The sequence below is a fragment of the Actinomycetes bacterium genome (genome assembly GCA_022396035.1).
GTDB lineage: Bacteria > Actinomycetota > Humimicrobiia > Humimicrobiales > Humimicrobiaceae > Halolacustris.
The window spans coordinates 24,014-43,390 of the sequence record JAIOXO010000014.1; the positions used below are offsets into that span (position 1 = coordinate 24,014).

Annotated in this window: 18 protein-coding genes; all 18 read right to left on the reverse strand. The window is 41.0% G+C overall.

Annotation, left to right across the window (positions count from 1 at the left end; genetic code table 11):
* Window positions 1-6: 6 nt before the first annotated feature.
* Window positions 7-387 (reverse strand): ribosome silencing factor, encoded by a 381-nt coding sequence (rsfS, locus tag K9H14_05660; protein MCG9479680.1) that lies wholly within the window; start codon window positions 385-387, stop codon window positions 7-9.
* Entirely contained in the window at window positions 368-2,125 is a 1,758-nt protein-coding gene (locus K9H14_05665) for an LCP family protein (GenBank protein ID MCG9479681.1), read from the reverse strand. Before K9H14_05665 ends, rsfS begins: the two co-directional genes overlap by 20 nt.
* Window positions 2,112-2,756 carry a bis(5'-nucleosyl)-tetraphosphatase (symmetrical) YqeK gene (gene yqeK / locus K9H14_05670; protein MCG9479682.1) on the reverse strand — a complete coding sequence of 215 codons (645 nt, stop codon included), beginning with the start codon at window positions 2,754-2,756 and terminating at the stop codon, window positions 2,112-2,114. Before yqeK ends, K9H14_05665 begins: the two co-directional genes overlap by 14 nt.
* Window positions 2,740-3,396 (reverse strand): nicotinate-nucleotide adenylyltransferase, encoded by a 657-nt coding sequence (nadD, locus tag K9H14_05675; GenBank protein ID MCG9479683.1) that lies wholly within the window; start codon window positions 3,394-3,396, stop codon window positions 2,740-2,742. The genes yqeK and nadD overlap by 17 nt, the downstream gene beginning before the upstream one ends.
* A complete protein-coding gene (locus K9H14_05680) occupies window positions 3,377-4,636 on the reverse strand; it encodes a glutamate-5-semialdehyde dehydrogenase (GenBank protein MCG9479684.1) in 1,260 nt (419 codons plus the stop codon). The genes nadD and K9H14_05680 overlap by 20 nt, the downstream gene beginning before the upstream one ends.
* Window positions 4,637-4,684: 48 nt before the next feature.
* On the reverse strand, window positions 4,685-5,821 hold the full coding sequence (gene proB / locus K9H14_05685) for a glutamate 5-kinase (GenBank protein ID MCG9479685.1): 1,137 nt from the start codon (window positions 5,819-5,821) through the stop codon (window positions 4,685-4,687).
* Between the two features lies 1 nt (window position 5,822).
* Entirely contained in the window at window positions 5,823-7,118 is a 1,296-nt protein-coding gene (obgE, locus tag K9H14_05690) for a GTPase ObgE (protein ID MCG9479686.1), read from the reverse strand.
* Between the two features lie 125 nt (window positions 7,119-7,243).
* On the reverse strand, window positions 7,244-8,287 hold the full coding sequence (locus K9H14_05695; protein ID MCG9479687.1) for a hypothetical protein: 1,044 nt from the start codon (window positions 8,285-8,287) through the stop codon (window positions 7,244-7,246).
* 18 nt (window positions 8,288-8,305) lie between these two features.
* Window positions 8,306-9,337, reverse strand: coding sequence for a hypothetical protein (locus tag K9H14_05700; GenBank protein ID MCG9479688.1), 1,032 nt, complete (start codon window positions 9,335-9,337; stop codon window positions 8,306-8,308).
* A 10-nt stretch (window positions 9,338-9,347) separates the two neighbouring features.
* Window positions 9,348-10,214 carry a carbohydrate ABC transporter permease gene (locus tag K9H14_05705; GenBank protein MCG9479689.1) on the reverse strand — a complete coding sequence of 289 codons (867 nt, stop codon included), beginning with the start codon at window positions 10,212-10,214 and terminating at the stop codon, window positions 9,348-9,350.
* Between the two features lie 53 nt (window positions 10,215-10,267).
* Window positions 10,268-11,164, reverse strand: coding sequence for a sugar ABC transporter permease (locus tag K9H14_05710; protein ID MCG9479690.1), 897 nt, complete (start codon window positions 11,162-11,164; stop codon window positions 10,268-10,270).
* 110 nt (window positions 11,165-11,274) lie between these two features.
* Window positions 11,275-12,669, reverse strand: a complete 1,395-nt coding sequence (locus tag K9H14_05715) for a sugar ABC transporter substrate-binding protein (protein ID MCG9479691.1) — start codon at window positions 12,667-12,669, stop codon at window positions 11,275-11,277.
* Between the two features lie 98 nt (window positions 12,670-12,767).
* Window positions 12,768-12,947 (reverse strand): hypothetical protein, encoded by a 180-nt coding sequence (locus tag K9H14_05720; GenBank protein MCG9479692.1) that lies wholly within the window; start codon window positions 12,945-12,947, stop codon window positions 12,768-12,770.
* Between the two features lie 126 nt (window positions 12,948-13,073).
* The gene (locus tag K9H14_05725; protein ID MCG9479693.1) at window positions 13,074-14,456 is read right to left on the reverse strand and encodes a hypothetical protein; all 1,383 of its coding nucleotides are present in this window, start codon (window positions 14,454-14,456) and stop codon (window positions 13,074-13,076) included.
* A 308-nt stretch (window positions 14,457-14,764) separates the two neighbouring features.
* Window positions 14,765-15,664, reverse strand: coding sequence for an IS1595 family transposase (locus K9H14_05730; GenBank protein ID MCG9479694.1), 900 nt, complete (start codon window positions 15,662-15,664; stop codon window positions 14,765-14,767).
* A 73-nt stretch (window positions 15,665-15,737) separates the two neighbouring features.
* Complete coding sequence (locus K9H14_05735; protein MCG9479695.1) at window positions 15,738-16,589, reverse strand: carbohydrate ABC transporter permease; 852 nt, start codon at window positions 16,587-16,589, stop codon at window positions 15,738-15,740.
* Between the two features lies 1 nt (window position 16,590).
* Complete coding sequence (locus tag K9H14_05740) at window positions 16,591-17,502, reverse strand: sugar ABC transporter permease (GenBank protein MCG9479696.1); 912 nt, start codon at window positions 17,500-17,502, stop codon at window positions 16,591-16,593.
* 104 nt (window positions 17,503-17,606) lie between these two features.
* Window positions 17,607-18,926 carry an ABC transporter substrate-binding protein gene (locus K9H14_05745; GenBank protein ID MCG9479697.1) on the reverse strand — a complete coding sequence of 440 codons (1,320 nt, stop codon included), beginning with the start codon at window positions 18,924-18,926 and terminating at the stop codon, window positions 17,607-17,609.
* Window positions 18,927-19,377: the final 451 nt, after the last annotated feature.

The window sequence follows — 19,377 nt, forward strand, 5'->3', positions numbered from 1 at the left end:
ACTGTTTTAGCTATTCCAATCTATAACCTTGGAATCTTTCCATAATCTTTCAAGCTCATAATACTGGGCAACTTCATTGGTGAATATGTGGACCACAAAGTCATCATAATCAGCCAGTATCCACTTTCCTTCCTGCAGCCCGCTTACGGTTACCGGCCTTATCTGCTTTTGTTTTAGGGCTTTGTTTATATCTTCATATATCCTAGCCGTAAGCCGGATATTCTTGGCACTGATTATTAAAAAATAATCAGTAATAACTAGCCTCTGACGCATGTCCAGTATACTGATATAATCTGCCTGTTTCTCATCTGCAATCCTGGCAGCTAATTTTACTGATTCTATAATTTTATTGGCTCTGCTTTCTTTATTACTGATTGGTGTAATCACTCCCCAATATTACGCTGATATCTACATTATCAACATTGCTGTCCGATGATTCAATAACTCCCACTCCCAGTTGCTGCTGTATGCTCTGGGCAAGTTCCGGTACCCCGGCCCCGGAAGTAAATACCATAATCTTGGTCTGGGTGTAATCCCAGTTATCTGCATTTTTGGTCTCTACAATTTCCATTATCTGGGAATCCGCATTGATATTATCATTGAGGATACCCTCCACCGTAGTTGCCAGGCCGGTAGTTCCTTCCCCGTTGAGTATATTTACTTTTATAAGTTCTGAAGTTTGTGGTGCCTCTTCGGCTTCCTGCTCCCCTTCAGTTTCCTGGACAGTAGTGCTTCCAACCGAGGCTGCATCAAAATCCTTGCCCAGTATTACCGTTATCTGGGCCTGGCCAGAGCCTTCATTGGTAATTATGCTCCCGGCATTCAAGAAACTGAGAAGATCCTCTGCTGCACTCATAACATGGCTTTCAGCAGAAGCTACAATTATCTCTGTAGAAGCATAATCAAAATTATCTGCATTGCCTACCTCTCCCACATTAAATTTTGGGTTTCCGTTTTCATAAGCCAGGCTCTCAATCAAGTCCCCGGCCTGTCCGGCTATTCCCGGAGTGCCTGCTCCATTTAAGACATTTACCGTAACCGCCTCGAAGCTCTGCATCTCCTCTACTTCCGCTATCTGCTGGTCGGAGAATATATCACTTATCCTGGAAATATCAGGCACATAATAGGTTTCTCCTTCCAGCTCTACCGAGGAAATATCCAAACCATATACCATATCATTGGTACTCTCTATCTTGGCAAAGGTAGCCAGTGTTCTGGAAAGATCTTCCAGACTCAGGTCAGTATCTATATAGTCGCTGATTGCCGACAAATTCTCAGCCAGCCGCTCGGAGCCTTCCCCATTTATCTTTATAAGCAGAGCATTGAACACAGATTTCTGTTTCTTGGTATCCTCCGTGCTTATCTCTCCTTCCTGGCCGCTGAATTTCTCCAGATAATTTACGGCGGTAACCCCATCCATGTTATTGGGCCCAGCTTCCAAAGTCACCTCAGTACCATCGTCAAGGGTAAGAGTAACCGCATTATCCAAAGGCACACTAATGCCTCCCAGGGTGTTTACCACGTTTATAATGTCCATGAGCAGGTAATGATCTGATTCTACTCCCAGGCCATTTTTCATAGTCAGGCTCAAAAGATCCATTCCTCCATACTCTACTGACTTATCCATGCTTTCCAGCCCGAAACCCGGGATCTCCATTAAGGTTTTTACCGGCATGCACAGAGAGGTTAATCTGCTATCGGAACTGTTAAAGCTTGAAAAAATTATGGAATTCATCTGGGGCTCCAGCAAATTCTCTCTTGCCCCCGCCAATATTACATTAATATCCTGGTCAAGCAACAGGTCTTCGGGTATGGCAATACTCTCCTCTTCAGCAGTTTCATCTCCGGAAAAGAACCTGTTCCTTATAAACCGGTAGCCAAACACTATTCCTGCAGCCACCACCACCAGTATCAACAATATGGCTATTGTGGATACTATGGCTCTGTTTCTTCTCCTTTTGTCCTTTACCCTTCTGGACCGGTAACCGGCTTTCTCAAAATCTTCCTCTTCTTCATCTTCAGATTCTGAACCCAGTTCAAAATCATCATCCTTGAAAAAGTCTTCCAGGTCACGATCTTTTCTACCATTATGGCTATATTTGTTGTCATCATCATTGGAAGTCATTTTTTTTACCTCCGCATATATTATTCCAAATTAAGCTTGTATCAGGGTGCAGCATATGCTCCCTGCTTACATTATAAATTATATTATTTTTATAAACCTCCAGCAGGCACAGGTCAAGGTCCTCAAAGGCTAAATCCCTGAGCCGGTCAATACCATCATAATTTCTGGTTTCTTCTATTTTATCAGAAATAAACAAAATTTTTTCCAAAATACTCATATTCATGCATCCAATAGTATGGTACTTTATTGCCCTCAAAATTTCATGGTCATTAATATTATAATCCCTGGCCACTAAATAATCACCTACAAAACTATGAACTATGGGTTTACAGCCCATTTCAAAATCTGTTAAGCCCAGATTATTTTCTCTTGCTGCTGTCACCAATTGCTCATATGTAAACATTTTACCATAATCATGCAGAATACTGGAAACACAAAGCTTAAAAAAAGTATTAATTTTAGATTTCCCCGCTTCCAGAAGATGCCTGTCTGCCAATTTACATGAAAATTTCAAGGTGCCCAGGGTGTGGGCAAATAAGGATGGGGGCATAACTGATTTTATACGGTCAATTAACTGCTCCAGATAACGGTTTTGTTTTTCCGTAAATAGGCTTTTATTTATATAATCCATGCTTAATTATGTAATGGCTTATCCCCTCCGGAACCAGGTAATCAATGGGCCGGTTCTGTTTGATGCGATTTCTGATATCGGTTGAAGAAATGGCCAGGGCAGGAACCTCCATTACAAAAATCTTACTGCCGCCTTCCTGCTTATTTTTAAACAGCTTTTCCTTCAAGTCATCAATCTTGGCCAGGTTGTAGCCGGGCCGGGTGGCAGCAATAAATTTGGCCAGGGAAATTATCTCTTCCGTATCCTTCCATGACAGTATCTCCAGTATGGCATCGGCACCGGTGATGAAGAAAAGAGAAACCTTGCTTCCATAGATTTCCCTGAGCCTCCTTACCGTATCAATGGTATAGGATTTGCCCTTGCGGCCAATTTCTATCCTGGATACAAAAAAATCATTATTGGAAGCAGTGGCTATAACCGTCATCAGGTACCGGTCCTCTGCACTGGCTATTTCATTTTTAACCTTGTGGGGAGGATCGCAGGTGGGTATAAATATGACCTGGTCCAGATTAAACTGGCTTAAAGCTTCCTGCGCAGTTACCAGGTGGCCATGGTGTATGGGATTAAAAGTGCCACCCATAATGCCTATTCTGGTAAGCCCGTCTTTCGCCTTATAAACACTATTTTCGTATTTGTCCATTACCATATATTAGAAACTTGTTGGTAGTTATTTCTCTAAGTCCCATGGGACCCCGATGGTGTAATTTCTGGGTGCTTATGCCTACTTCTGCACCCATGCCGAACTCTCCCCCATCGGTAAACCGGGTAGATGCATTTATATTAACCGTGGATGAATCAACGGCTTTAGCAAAATAGCTTGAATTATTATAGCTGGAAGTTATGATGGCATCAGTATGATGTGACCCATATTGGTTTATATGGTTTACCGCCTCCTCAAGGCTGTCTACCACCTTTATGCCCATCTTTAGCTCCAGGTATTCAGTATACCAGTCCTGCTGATCAGCCAGAGTTAATGAAGGATAGATCTGCCTGGCCTTATCACAGCCCACCAGCTCTACCTTAAGGTCTTCCAGCCTGGAAGCCAGCCTGGGAAGCAAGTCGCCGGCTATCCTGCTGTGTATCAGCAGTTTCTCGGCAGCATTGCACACGCTGGGCCTCTGGGTTTTGGAATTAACCACAATATCTTCAATGGTTTTATACTCAATGCCTTCCAGCTGGCTGTCCACATAAATATGGCAATTGCCTACACCGGTTTCTATCACCGGCACTTTGGAGTTGGCCACCACACTGTCTATAAGCTGCTTGCCGCCCCGGGGTATAAGGACATCAACATATTCTCTTGCCTGCATCAGCTTTACTGCATCCTCTCTATGGGAAGTAGGGATTATCTGAATTATATCCGGGGGGAAATCATTTTTTGCCAGCACTCCTCTCATGATTTCTACCAGGGCCATATTGGTGTCTATGGCCGAGGAACTGCCCCTCAATATTACACAGCTGCCTGCCTTCAGGCATAAAACTGCAGCATCTACAGTAACATTGGGCCTGGCTTCATAAATAATTCCTATTACTCCCAGAGGCACCCTGATATTATTTAAAGTAAGCCCGTTGGGAAGATTATATCCAAATATCACTTCTCCCACCGGGTCATTGTAATCTATTACCTGGTTTATGCTGCCGGCAATCTTGGCTATCCGCCCCTGGTCCAGCATAAGGCGGTCCAGCAGGCTATCAGAAATCCCTTCTTTCTTAGACCGGCTAACATCCTGGCGGTTTTTCTCTACAATAAAATCAGATTCTGTTACCAGAGCCTGGGCTATATCCCTTAGTACCTTGTTTTTTTGCTCGGTTGGCGCTGTTGCAATAAAAGAAGAAGCCTTCCTGGCCTTTCTGGCAATATCTAGAACCACATCACTCATAATGCCCCCATCAATTTTTCATTAATATAATATAAAGGTTATAAACAATCAACTTTTAAACACCGCCAGGCAATCCCGGTGGACAATCTCACCACAAAGCTCGGATCCAAACTCCGTGCTTATCTGTTGATGGTTTTTTCCCATAATATCCTTAAGCTGCTTATCGGAAAAATTACTTATGCCTTTAGCTATAAGCTGGCCGTCATCGGAATAAACCCTGAGGGTATCTCCCTGGTTAAACCTCCCCCTTACCTCCACCACTCCTACCGGCAGCAGGCTCTTGCCCTGATTGGTAATGGCCTCTCTGGCTCCCTGGTCAATTACTATTGAACCTTTGGTCCTCATGCCAAAGGCAATCCACCTTTTTACACTTTTTACCCTTTTTTGCCTGCCGGGCACAAAAAAAGTCCCCACCTGTTTTCCTTCAATTATATCCTTTAACACCCGGGGCTTTCTGCTGTTGGCGATAACCATGCCCACATTGGAAAAATTGCATATCTTGGCCGCCTTAATTTTAGAGACCATTCCCCCCAGGCCGTATATAGATCCGGCGCCGCCGGCCAGTTCCTCAATTTCCGGGGTTATCTTTTCAACCGTACTTATAATCCGGGCATCTTTATGCCGGCCGGGATGTTTATCATAAAGCCCGTCAATATCAGAAAGCAGAACCAGCAGTCCGGATTCGGTAAGGCTGGCTACCAGGGCAGCCAGCTGGTCATTGTCTCCAAACTTAATCTCGTCTACGGCCACACTGTCATTTTCATTTATAACCGGTATTATATTCATGTCCAGCAATGTATTTATAGTAGCCCTGATATTAAGGTACTGTTCCCTTCCGGTAGTATCTTCATGGGTCAGCAGAATCTGGCCTACTTTTATATTTTTTCTGGCCATGTAGTCCCGGTATATCCTCATAAGCTCAACCTGTCCTACCGATGCTGCCGCCTGGAGCTTGGAAATCTGGCCGGGCCTGCCTTTAATGTTTAAATACTGAAGGCCGGCAGCAATGGCTCCGCTGGTTACCACTATCACCTGTATGCCATGGTTTACCAAACCTGAGACTTCCAGGCAAAATTTTTCCATATTTTCCACGTCTATATTATTATCCGGGGTGGTCAGACTGCTGGAACCAATTTTTACCACTATTCTATTTAAATCTTTTAAGTATTTTTCCCTGCCAGCCATCTCAATCCTTTAATTCAAATACCAGTTTGCCAATAATTACCGTAGCTCCTGTCTCTACCCCCAGCTCTTTTAACCTATCCCCTGTATGCATCTTTTGAAGCCTCTGTCTGAGATAGGCCAGTGCCTCCCCGTTTCCCAGATCGGTCATCTGAACCATGCGTTCCAGTTCCCTGTTTTTTACCACATATTCTTCGCCCAGCTTTTCTACTTTAATTCTATCACTTGCTGCCCGGGTGGTGTATATATCATATACCTTGTATTGCTGTTCTTCGCCTTCACCTTCTTCTGGTTTAGCTCTATGCCTGTCTGTCAAGTCATTCATGGTTCTTACCAGCTGATCCAGGCCCTGGCCGGTAACAGCCGAAACCAGCATAATCGGATTTTCAGTATGCCTGGCAATATCTTCTTTAATTTCCTCCAGTTTCTGTGGACTGCTGATTAAATCCACTTTATTAACTGCTACCACATATTCCTTTTCAGCCAGTTTTGCGCTGTACAGGCTTAATTCTTTTTTGAGGGTTAAAAAATCCTCACCCAGGCCGGACTGTTCATATACCAGTTTGGCTGCATCCAGCACATATACTATTACCGAGGTACGCATAACATGTTTTAAAAACTTGTCCCCCAGGCCCGTGCCCTGATGGGCACCCTCAATCAGCCCCGGGATATCAGCTATTACAAAACTGTTATCTCCGGCAGAAACCACTCCCAGATTAGGTACCAGGGTGGTAAAAGGGTAATCAGCAATCTTGGGTTTAGCCGAAGTAACCCGGCTAATAATGGTTGACTTGCCGGCATTGGGAAAGCCTACCAGGCCTACATCAGCTAACAGACTGAGCTCAAGCTTAATCCACTTATCCTCAACCTTTTCCCCGTATTCAGCAAAACCCGGAAACCTCCTGGCCTGGGAAGTAAAGCTGGCATTTCCCCTTCCCCCTATTCCTCCCCTGGCCATCAGGACTTCTTTGCCCTCCTGGTCCAGGTCGGCTATCAGCTTGCCGTCAGCCTCTTTAACCATGGTTCCCGCCGGGACATCTACAATCAAGTCATTGCCATCTTTACCGTTCCGGTTATTGGGCTGTCCCGATCCTCCATCCGGTGCCTTAAAATGAACCTTTTTCTTAAATCTATAAAGGGTGCTCTGGCTGGAGCTGGCCCTTATAATAAGGCCTCCGCCTTTTCCTCCACTACCGCCGCTGGCAATTTTCTTCCTTCTGGCTTTCAGATTAAAAAAACTAACCATGCCATTGCCGCCGTCTCCGGCCTTTATATTTATTTTTGCTTCATCTAAAAACATATTGTTATAATATTTTGATAATTATGGTTATAGGTTAATTATTATATTAAATGATAGGTATAATTGCTATTGGCTTTAATGGAACCATATACAGTACGGGTATTCAGGTATTATATGGATGAAAATTATATCTTGACCTGTTTGGAATAATCAAAAAAAGTTTCAATTTTTTCCATGGATGTATCATTCTGGATATTATGGGTAGGACCCAGAATTAAACCCCCGTTATAGCCCACTGTTTGAATTCTGGTTAATATCTCTTCTTTTAGAGCTTCTATAGTGGCAAAAGGCAGAGTCTCCTGCTCATCTATAGTACCCATAAAGCAAAGATGCTTTCCAAATCTTTCCTTTATCTGTGCAGGATCCATGCACTTGGGCTGTACAGGATTTAATATATCCACACCTACTTCAATTAAATCATCAATGATGGGCATAATATAACCATCGCTATGAAAAGCAATTTTGACCCGGCTGTTTATGCTTTTAATTTCTTTAATAAGCAGCCTGTATCTTTCTTTTAAGAATTCCCTGAACATTGCAGGTGAAATAATCATTCCGTTCTGCATCCCTACATCGTCACCTATCCAGATTATATCCACCCCTATTGATGCCAGCTTCTTACCGGCAGGTATATAGAATTGCAGCAGCTTATCCATTAGTATATTAACAAATTCTTTGTTTACCATCATATCCATGAGCAAATTATCCATACCCCTCAAATACCAGGATAGTTCAAATATGGTACAGGTAAGGTCTACCATGATAGCATACCGGGCATCGAACTCCTGCTTCATTTCCATAACTTCATAGTATCTTGATTCCTTATCGGGATCCGGGATCTTATAACCTTTTAAATCTTCAAGGGAAGCCTTTTCCAGAGGCTTAAAAATTATCTCAGCATAAGAGCCCTTGCCATGCTTGACTGTTCCAAAACCTATTCCCCACTCATCCAATTCCTGTTCATTCCGGTATATCTTGCCCCAGGAATCAGCCACGCCTACCGGACAATTGACTATATCATTGCCCAGAAAGGTAAGCAGATTATTACCTTTTAACTCATATTTTCGGTAAAGCTTTTCTTCAACCTCAGGCACTAATTCTGCAAACAGGGGGGTACGGTCAGGTTTTTGTAAATTTATTGCTTTAAATACTCTCTCTTTTGAATTCATCCAAGCCTCCCGCAAGGACTAAGATAATAATTTATTATCCCTGTATTTTTGTAAAGTGTCCACTAGGGCCAAAAAATTCTCAGGTTTACAGTCGGAAGTGACTTCATGGGAAGGAGAAATTATATAGCCGTTATTTTTACCCAGTGTTTCTATACAATCTATAACTTCCTGTTTTACCTGTTCAGGGGTGCCAAAAGGGAGGGTCCTCTGAGTGCTTATGCCGCCAAAAAAAGATAATTCTTTTCCAAATCTATTGGATAGCTCTTCAAGATCCATCGCTTCCGGTTGAATAGGGTTAAGCACATCCAGACCGATATCTATTAAATCCGGAATTATTTCCATTATATTGCCACAGGAATGGTGGAATACCGAAAGGCCATTTTCTTTGTATATACCCCATATTTTCTTGTATCCCGGTTTAAAATATTTTCTCCAGGTATCAGGTGACATAACCATACCCATCTGGGTTCCCACATCACTGCCGGTAAATATACCATCAATTACCTTATGTTTAACCAATTTTCTGGCAATCTCTACATGAAACTCAATAATACCATCAAGTAAATAATTAACTAACTTCTGGTTAATGTGTAAATCCATCAATGTTTTCTCGTATCCTCTTAAAAGCCAGAGTCTTTCAAAAAGAGTCCAGTCCTGCAGGGACAGGATATAGTGTTGTTCTCTTTGTAGACTGCCTGTATTATGGATTGTGGACAGCAAATCATCCTTGGGCTCAGGGAATTTGTATTTTAGAGCCTTTTCATCGTCGGTTAAGGGATGATGCCTTATATGGAAACCCTCGGTTAAAACCAGATCCCAGCCAACCCCCCCAATGTCGTACTGGATACCATTTTTTTCATCTACACTGACTTTATCATCCAGAGGCAGGTATTTAAGATGGTTATTTAAGGCTTCATCTATGTCTTCCGGCTTGATCTGCAATAAATTACCTATGATGGTCTTCATTTCGGGAGTTGCATCTATCTGCGTAGGAAAACAGTCTATATTTGTCCTGCTAACTATCTTTTTGACTTTTTCTTTTTTATTCAATTTAGATGCCTTATTCTTTTACTCCGCCAGCAGTTAAGCCTTGTATAATATATTTTTGGAAAAACAGTGCCAGTGCTATAGGTATTATGCTGGCCAAAACTCCTGCTGTAGCCATCATGCTAAAATCAGTAGTAAACTTACTCGAAAACTCACCCACCAATACCGGTAAAGTCTTGGAGGCCATGGTGGTTGTATATAATAAAGCAAAAAAGAATTCATTCCATGAAATTACAAAAATAAAGATTGCTGTAGAAGCAATACCGGGAGCACTTAAAGGCATCACTATTTTCCATAAACTTTTCAGCCTGGAACAGCCATCTATCTGGGCAGCCTCTTCCAGATCCACCGGTATGCCATCAAAAAATTCTTTCATAAACCAGGTGGCCAGGGGAAGATTAAATGAGCAGTATACAAATACAAGGGTTCCTATATTATCTAATATCTGCAGCTTGGATAGTAAAATATATAAAGGAATAGCTAACGATATTGGCGGTAACATATAAGATAGCATCATTATAGTAAAGGTTAACCGCATTCCCCTGGACCTGAGCCTGGAAAATGAATAAGCGGCCATAGATCCAAATCCGATGCTTATAAGTGTAGCAAAAACACTTACCAGAAAACTGTTGAATGCAGTACCTTTAAATTCTCTGGCTGCTCTTGTGGCCATAGAACCACCCAATATTATTTTTTTATAGCCATCCAGATTAATTTTTTCAGGGATCCAGCCCAAAGGTTTCTCTAAAAGATCCGCCCTGGTAGATATGCTGGAAATAACCATCCAGGCAAATGGCGCTAATACCCATAAAACTATAATTGCTATTAATACATACAATAATATTCTAAATCCGATATATCTTGCTTTTAAATTTGTCACTTAACCCTCTTCTTACTCTTTGTTTATTAATAAATTTAACATTCTAGGGTTCTCTAGCTTACCGAACTTAATATATTTCTTCTTATAAAAATAACTGCCAGTATCGCAGTTAGTATAGTCACTATATAAGCTATAGCTGAACCATAACCAAAATTTAAGAATTTAAAAGTTTGTTGATATATATAGTAATTAACCAGCGTCGTACCAGCCTGAGGACCGCCTTTGGTTATTATATATATAAGTTCAAATTCTCTAATCGCCCAGACCGCCTTGATTATAAAAGTGGTTACTAAGACTGGTACTACCAATGGCAAAGTAACCCACCTGAACTTTGAAAAAGGAGATGCCCCATCGATGCTTGCCGCTTCATAAAGCTGTGAAGGTATAGTCTGAAAGAATGCAAGCACCATTATAATTACTACCGGAGTTTCCTTCCACACATTAGCCAGCATTATCAGATTAAGAGCTATGAAGGGATTCTGAAGCCAGACCTGATATGAGTCTATAATATGTAACTGGTGTAAAAAAGCATTAAGTGCACCGTAATTAGCATTAAAAATCCATTTCCACATAACACCATTTACTACTCCGGGGATGACCCATGGCAACAAAACCAATCCCCTCAATACTGTTCTTCCTTTAAACTTCTGATTAAGAACCAGACTTATAAGTATTCCTATTACAATTTCTGCAGATACAGTACCCATCACAAAATAAATAGTTCTCCACATTGACCCCCAGAAGTACTTATCTTTTAGTACTTCCAGGTAATTTTTCAAACCAATAAATTGCTGGGCATTAGGTTTATATAACACCAGGTCAGTAAAGCTTACATATAAAGAATATGCTATGGGAATTATCAAAACCAACAATATGATTATAGAAGCAGGTAGAATCAATGCATAGAAAAATGTTTTTTTGGAAGCAAATGTCGAAATTCTGTTTCCCAACCCGTACTCCTTGTACTCTTTATATAAACAATTATAAACTATATATTTGTAAATATAGAATTATTTTTTGTAGGCCAGCGGGTTAGCTGGCCTACATTCTTTTCGCCTAATTATTGTAGGTTACCCTGTATTTCCGCGTTCAAGTCTTCTAATGCCTGCTCTGTAGTTTTCTCATCAGTAAGCACAGATTGTACCTGAATTTCTACAGAATTAACCCATTCTCCTACCCAGTCAATTCTTGGATATGCCCTTGCATAGGGAAGAACATCCTGAAGGTTGGACCAGTAAGGATATATTTCAGTAAGCTCTTCATCTCCAAAACTTTCTGTCCACACTGGCAATGATCCTATCTCTAAGCTTCTTTCCTTATCTTTTTCCTTGCCGGTTATGAACTTTATATACTCCCAAGCAGCTTCTTTGTTCTGTGAAGTCTTAGGTATGGCAAGAGCTTCTGGTAAGGACATGGTTGCCTGGGTTTCCTCAGTTTTTCCTAAAACCCAGGAAGCAACTTCAACTTGTCCTACTATTGCCGAGCTGTCCGGGTTATTAGACTCGCTTACCAGTCCTGGCCATGCCTGTGGGAAAAATGCTGTTCTGCCTGATATAAATACATTCATTGAGTCTTCCTGAACATAGGTCAGTGAGGCAGGATCAGCAATTTCATCTACATTTAATATATTGTACATGTAGTCTAGCCCCTCAGCAACAGCTGGGTCTTCAAGAAAGGTAGGATTTCCTTCTTCATTAAAGAAATTACCGCCATGAGCCCAAACGTTACCATGAGTTGCATTAGAAAGATGCATTCCTCTTGACCAGAAGCCGGCAATCCCATATTCTGCAAGTCCTGCATCCATTATAGTTTTAGATTGCTCTATCATCTCATCAAAAGTTCTTGGCGGTTCAGCTATTCCTGCATCATCTAACATTTGCCTGTTGTATATGAAAAATCTAATGTCATGGTTCCAGGGGATACCATAAAGATCATCCTGTACAGAGAATATGCCTACTGCTCCTTCGGCCAAACCGGAAATCCATTCTTCTGAGGCATATTCATTTAAGGGAACTACCCAATCAGCATTTACAAATTGGGTAACCCAGGAATTATCTAGTTCAATGACATCATAGGCAGAACCACTCGCAGCCATTTCGGGTATTACCTTATCTTTTACTCTATCCCATTCTGCTTGAATTAATTCTACCTCAATTCCGGTTAATTCTGTAAATTCCCTGGTCTGTTGCTCAAATATCCCCACAGTATCCATCTCATGTTTGGGAAATATGACTGTAATTTGCGTACCAGCCAGATCGCTGGCAGGTTCTTCTTCTGCAGGTTCTCCCGCAGGTTCTTCTGCTGGTTCTTCGCCTGCAGGCTCTTCAGCCGGGGCCTCTTCAGCAGATTCTTCGGCAGGAGTAACTTCCTGGGCGCAACCGGCAAAAACGGTTACTACCATTGCTACTGCCACTATTAATGCGATTATTGTGCTCAATTTTCTAAATATTGACATTTATCCTCCTCTAAGTAATTAAATTCGATACAATATTATTTTATTTTTTTATAGGAACCTCCTTTCTGATATGAATCCCCCCGATCCTGGACACCAAGCTAACTTATCAGAACCAGCTGATAGGACTCATTTCCTTTTATATTTTTATTATTTATATTTTCAAATTCCTCCGGAGGCATATACCCCATTGAAGAATGCAACCTCTTTCTATTGTAGACTTCTTCAATAAAATAGGGAGTCCTTTCAAGGACCTCTGTGTATGTCTCGTATTCAAACATATAGATCTCTCCAACTTTTAATCCTTACCTGTCCAAACTTATGCTGCGCCAGTTATTCAATTCAGATGCCTTATTCCTATATTCCACCACCAATGAGACCCGATAATGATATATTTGTGACTAAAGTTAAGGTAAAATTACTTTGATACCCATCATCCCGCAAAAATCGATTAGGGATTTGTACATTTCCTGGCCATAGCCGAGACATGCATACTCATTTTTCCAATTCTCCAGCAGACTCTCTATATCGCCTTCCACCTTTATAAAAGCATGCGGCCATGACGGTATTCCGCATTCCTTCCTTCTCTTTTCTATTTCATCAGCCGGTGGTTCAAAAATAGAGCATTTTACGATAACCATCTCAAATTTGCCATTATTTCTGCCAAGTCTTGCCAGCACTCCCTGTCCGGGCTTACATACAAGACTAACCGATAAGCCTCCAGCCTTGCCTTCGGTGGGTACACCATGCTCGGCAAATTTAGCTTCTCCTACACTACCCGCAAGCGATGGGGGTATAGCTCCATCCCCTATTATCTTTATTTCATTATTGTCCTTATCTATATGCTGCAGGTCCCCATAGTATACTCTCTCCCTGCTTAGCTTGGTTAGAAGCACCACGGTCATAAGCGTATTGAAATCTGACAGCGTGGACGTAGGTATACCATCTTCAAGCATCATGCTTTGAGCAAAACAAGTGGCAGCATAGTCATCTGCCATACCGGGAAATGACTGAATGGTATAAAAATCAAAGCCCTCTTTCTTAAGTATTTCTTTGAGGGCAAGATACAGCCGGATTGACCTTTGAGCAACTTCATCCAGCTCTGGAACTTCTCCAAAGAATTCTTTAAGCCTGGGTAAAAATTCTGAGATTTGACTATCACTAATGCTTTTTGCTAATTCTATCAGCTGGGTTGTATCCCTTGAATCGATATCTACTCCAAAAACCCGCATCCATTGCGAAGGATCTGCCACCCCGCATGTTTGACCCATTCCTCTTCCTCCAAAAACACCGGCAGTAGTCATATTCAGATAATTTTTCAAGCCGGCTGCTTTACAGTAGCTTATTATGGTGTCAATATCTTTCTTACTATCTGAAGAGCCATAAACAAATTTATGCTTTAATCCAATCTCCTTTAAGGCCGCACTCATAACCAGGCCCCCTACAGGTCTCCATCCCTGTGAACCAGGATGGGTCCAGATAAGTATTTCCTTTCCTGAATTTACATAATCCCTTACTGCTGCAATCAGATTTGCAGCCCAGACCCAAGTTCCGGAAAAAAGTATTACACAGTCAATAGTTTCATCATTCTTCATCTTCCTGAATGCTTCCCTGGCTTCCTTTTTGGTAGCTATAATGGTATCATAATCAACTATTTCCATGCCCTCTTTTTTAAGTGAATCTTTTGAGTTATTGATAATTTCTTCATCAATAAATTCCGTGCCCATTGGATCCTTTAGGCCATCCTTGTGAACACCATAGACAATGAATCCTACTTTTGGTTTTAACATTAGCTACCCCTCTCTAAAATATTAATTTAGAATAGAAAAACTATTCTCAAGCCAACTAATTTATGGCATCTACATTTATATATATATCTTACTTGTTAACATATTATCATAACCATGGTTTACATATTACGTTATATGGAAACCAAACAATCTTATTCAGAACTAAATTATGTCCAAGTTTAATACTTCTAAAATGAAAGTAATAATATTTACCTTCCTGGGTTACCATCTGAAATTATTTTTTTGGGCTATGCACTTGATTCAAGTACCCACTACATATAGTAGTATAAAAACCCATAATCTCATCCTTAAAAATCTTTTCCCGGTAAAGGATCAAGGGCAACAGCCTGTTGTACAAGACGGAAAAAGAGCTTGCCCCGGGATTTAGATGTTCTCCGGTTAAAACGGAACGTAAATTCATCGAGATAATAGTCAAGGTGAGAAGTTTGCACTGCTCCCTGGTGAGTCCCCAGAAGCCAGCGCTTTAGCAAACTTGCTACCCTATTGCACCTGGGCAGCAGATTTTCCCCTACCTCAGCCTCTTTGCGGACTATTTCATGGACATAGCCTGCTGTATTCAGCCCCCTATACCCATTCCATCCATCTGTATATACAAAGCTTCCCGGCTCTACAGCTTTGTCTATAGCCTCCTCCAAACTCTCTCCGGATGCATCGGGCACCCTCTGAAGCCTGATTCTTCCTATTCTGGGTCCGTCAATTTGTGCAATAATTACCACCAGTGCTTTTCTGCCGGCACCCCGGCCACGTTTGCCCTTTCTTTGTCCACCGATATAGGTTTCATCCACTTCCACTACACCGGATAATCTATCACGGCCAGGCCTTACCATGGCACGGCGCAGTTTATGAAGCCACTTCCAGGCAGTCCGGTAACTTCCAAGTTCTAAAGCACGCTGCAAGCCCAGTGCACTAACCCCCTGTTTCTGGTTGGTAGCATACCACATCGCCCTAAACCACAGCAGCAGCGGCTTCTTGGTATCTTGAAATATTGTCCCTGCTGTTAATGCAGTCTGATGGCCGCAGTTTGCACAGTGATACAATTTATTGCCGGTCAACCAGGCTTTTTCTCCCTGGCAGCTGGGACATTTAAACCCATCAGGCCAGCGGACCTTAAATAGGTACTCCCTGCAAGCATCTTCGGTTGCAAATTTTTTCTCAAACTCCATAATTGTCCGTGGAAAATCTTCCATGAGCCATATACTATATGTTGTACCTACTTGAGTCAAGTGCATAGCCCAATTATTTTTTATCAGTTTTTTGACACTATTCTTTTACCGCTCCTGCTGTAAGCCCCTTAATTATGTAACGCTGGAATATCAGAACAAAAAGTACAGGGAAAATAATTGCCAGAATAGCTGAAGCAGTAATATTGCCATATTCTATCTGGTATTTAGTGACAAACTGTGCCAGTGCCAATGGTAGGGTCTGCGTCCTCTCAACATTAACCAAAGCCATTGCACCCATAAACTCACCCATGGAAAAAACAAAACATATGACTCCTGCTGAAACAATTCCGGGTAAGGAGAGCGGTACGATTACTCTCATAAGCGCTCCAACCTTAGATGCTCCATCTATTCGTGCTGAATCTTCAAGGTCCCTGGGAATTGTCTTAAAATAACTGTATAATATCCAGGTTACTATAGGCAATAGCCAGGATATTTGAAGAATTATCAGACCTTGAAGTGTATTGGTAAGCCTGAGTTGTTTAAATATCAAATAAAAAGGTATAAGGAGGGCAACCGGCGGCAACATTTCTACAAATATAAGTGCAATAAACATAATATTTGACCCTTTGAACTTCAACCTGGCGAAAGCATATGCAGCAAAAATCCCGAATATAATACAGGCACCGGTAGTGACTATAGCTACTATCAAACTATTTTTCAATGCTATGGCAATATTTACCCTCCCCCCGCCAAGAACACTGATGAAATTTTGCAAGGTTATATTTCTAGGTATAAAATTCGGAGTTGGCAGATAAAGCTGCCCCGAGGGTTGAATGCTGGTCGCTAAAATCCAGTAAAAGGGAAACAAAAAGAAAATCATAACTGCTATAACAGCAAGATAGAGCATTAATCTTTTTAATCTTTTGACGTTTACCCATCTTTTTTTCATCTTATTGTGCCTCACCGGTCCTTCTTAAAATAATTACATAAACAACGGTTATAGTCATGGATATGGATAGGATTATATATGATATTGCTGATGCGTATGATAGATGATAGAACTTGAAGGCATTATACCAGTCAAATAAAGTTGCATTAGTAGTTATATTTCCTGGTCCACCTCTGGTAAGCACAAAAAATAGGTCAAAAGCATTAATAGCAAAAATTGTCCCTAGAATGGTTGAAATAAAGATTGGGAACTTTACCATAGGTAAGGTTATATAGAAAAAATTCTTTATAGCTCCGCCCCCATCTATTCGTGCAGCTTCATAAATGTCATCAGGAATTGTCTGTAGGCCTGCAAGTATAATAATTACAAAAAAAGGAGTACCTTGCCAGACATCTGCCAGGATAACACAGGGCATGGCAAAAGTCCGGGTGGACAGAAAAGGAATATATGATTCTATTATACCAACTTTATCCAGGAGGAAGTTGATAACTCCGACCTTTGAATGCAGCATCCATTTCCACATAAGTCCAACCACTATAAAAGGTGTGGCCCAGGGAATTATTATTAAAGCTCTAGCCAAACTTCTTCCAACGAAATTTTCTTTCAACATCAATGCTATAAGTATTCCCAGTATAAGTTTTACAAGAACTGCAAAAAAAACAAATGTGGCGGAAACTTTTAAAGAATTAATAAAGGCTGAATCAGTAAACGCTCTAACATATTGAAAAATCCCAACGAAATTATAATCATGTATGTTGGCGAATTTTACATCACCAAAACTCATAACAAATGAATATATAAGCGGATACAAAACAACACCTACGACCAGTATCAGAGTTGGAATAACAAGAACCGCTACTAACTTTCTATTGCTATGTTCAAAATTGAATAGTTTTAAAAAAAACCTTTTCACTGTATTAAACTCCTGCCCATATATTACAGTTTATTTAAGTTGGTACCTTCTTAAGACTTAAGAAGGTACCAACCCGTGGCTTAAAGTACTAATTTTTTGTTAAATTATCCTTGTGGCACCGGTGTAAGCTGGTCAGCAAATTCCTGAAGTGCAGCACAAGCGTCTTCAGCACTCATCTCACCTAATAATGCCGGATGGATCCTGTTAGCTGTTTCTATCCTTAACTCATACGTAGATTCAACTGGCGGGAATTGATCAGCTAGATTACCTTTAACCATTTCGATGACGTCTAGATACGGAAGAGCTTCTGCTATTTCAGGGTCATCATACTGTTCACTATAAACAGGCATAGATTTATCAACCAGCGATCTTGTTTTTGTGTTTTCATAGGTTGCTATAAATCTAATATACTCTGCTGCCAGTTCTGGATTTTCTGCTGATTCAGGAATTAATAGATACTCGTGTCCGTCTAGCGTTCCTGTCATACCTTGCTCTCTTCCCGGGAAAGCAAAATAACCAGTGTTATTAAACTGCTCCTCGGTTAAGAAACCGGAATACATCTCCCACATGGACATCATAGCAATATCGCCCTGGTCAAACAGGGATGAAACTTCCTGCTGGATCTGAACCAGTACTCCAGGATCTATCAGATCTTCCTCTAGTAAAGATCTCATAAATTCTACAGTCATAACAGTTTCTGGAGCATCAAAATTAAATTTTAAGTCTCCATCAACCCATTCATATTCCTCTACGCCTGAAGACTGCATCATCAATATGAAATTAAGGAAGAAATTCTCTGTTGTCCAGTCAGCTACATAGTTATAATTACCATTGAACTCATTCAATAATGCAATGGTATCCTTAAACTCATCCCATGTTTCCGGAATAGTGGCCCCTGCTTCCTCAAATATTGTTTTATTATAGAACATTATCTGATAGCTGGGTAAAAATGGTACACCCATTATATTGTCTCCCAGAGTGGAGTATTCAACAAGTTCCGGTACCATTTGGTCAAATATTTCCGGGAAATAGTCATTAAGTGGTTTGAGTTTGTTGGGAAATTCTATCCATGCATTCTTTCCATTACCCATTACGTCCAGAGGTTCATCGGTAGCAAGAATCTGGGCACTCTGCTGGAACCAGACATCCCAGCCTATCTCATTATAATCAACTGTTACCCCGTATAATTCTTCAAATTCACGAGTTTTCCCCTCCAGGCCGGACATTGCAATATCCGGGGATAATTTAACCACTATGCTCTGTCCCTCAAATTCACTAGTCACCTCTCCGGCAGGCTCTTCAGCTTCTGCAGCCGGTTCTTCAGCTTCTGCAGCAGGCTCTTCAGCTGGAGCTTCTGCAGCAGGCTCTTCGGCTGGAGCTTCTGCAGCAGGAGCGCACCCGGTTAAGGAAAAAGTCGCTATCATTGAAACAGTCACTGCTACTGCTACTAACCATAATAATAATTTCTTCATTTGATTTCCTTTCGCTTCACTCATGTTATTGTGAGCTTTTTGAGTTTACTTCTCTGCTACTGGTTCTGCAATGAATACTAAACTCACCCATTATCTCTCTAACTATAAATAGTCACCTCCTTCCTACAAGGATATAGTGTCAAGATATATAAAGTAGAAAATATCCTTTCTGTAATAATAAATACAGTATTTATTTTTATCGCATTCATTGGGTAGATAATGAATTGTTTGATTATCCATACTGTTTTTACCAGGCATTCCCCAAGAAACAGAGCACTTCCTTTTAGTGTAAATCTAATGCCTTTATCTATAAAATAGTATAGGCAATTATTACAGTTGCTGTCAATAGATATGCTTTGAGATAGTCTGCATACCGCAATAAAAAGATAGGTAGATAAAGCAG

Bases quoted from the DNA above. Each gene is read 5' to 3' on its own strand.
- K9H14_05715 (MCG9479691.1), bottom strand. From the start codon at position 12,669: ATGTCAATATTTAGAAAATTGAGCACAATAATCGCATTAATAGTGGCA.
- K9H14_05680 (MCG9479684.1), bottom strand. From the start codon at position 4,636: ATGAGTGATGTGGTTCTAGATATTGCCAGAAAGGCCAGGAAGGCTTCT.
- K9H14_05720 (MCG9479692.1), bottom strand. From the start codon at position 12,947: ATGTTTGAATACGAGACATACACAGAGGTCCTTGAAAGGACTCCCTAT.
- K9H14_05735 (MCG9479695.1), bottom strand. From the start codon at position 16,589: ATGAAAAAAAGATGGGTAAACGTCAAAAGATTAAAAAGATTAATGCTC.
- obgE (MCG9479686.1), bottom strand. From the start codon at position 7,118: ATGTTTTTAGATGAAGCAAAAATAAATATAAAGGCCGGAGACGGCGGC.
- K9H14_05730 (MCG9479694.1), bottom strand. From the start codon at position 15,664: ATGGAAGATTTTCCACGGACAATTATGGAGTTTGAGAAAAAATTTGCA.
- K9H14_05725 (MCG9479693.1), bottom strand. From the start codon at position 14,456: ATGTTAAAACCAAAAGTAGGATTCATTGTCTATGGTGTTCACAAGGAT.
- nadD (MCG9479683.1), bottom strand. From the start codon at position 3,396: ATGGACAAATACGAAAATAGTGTTTATAAGGCGAAAGACGGGCTTACC.
- K9H14_05695 (MCG9479687.1), bottom strand. From the start codon at position 8,287: ATGAATTCAAAAGAGAGAGTATTTAAAGCAATAAATTTACAAAAACCT.
- K9H14_05745 (MCG9479697.1), bottom strand. From the start codon at position 18,926: ATGATAGCGACTTTTTCCTTAACCGGGTGCGCTCCTGCTGCAGAAGCT.
- K9H14_05665 (MCG9479681.1), bottom strand. From the start codon at position 2,125: ATGACTTCCAATGATGATGACAACAAATATAGCCATAATGGTAGAAAA.
- proB (MCG9479685.1), bottom strand. From the start codon at position 5,821: ATGGCTGGCAGGGAAAAATACTTAAAAGATTTAAATAGAATAGTGGTA.
- yqeK (MCG9479682.1), bottom strand. From the start codon at position 2,756: ATGGATTATATAAATAAAAGCCTATTTACGGAAAAACAAAACCGTTAT.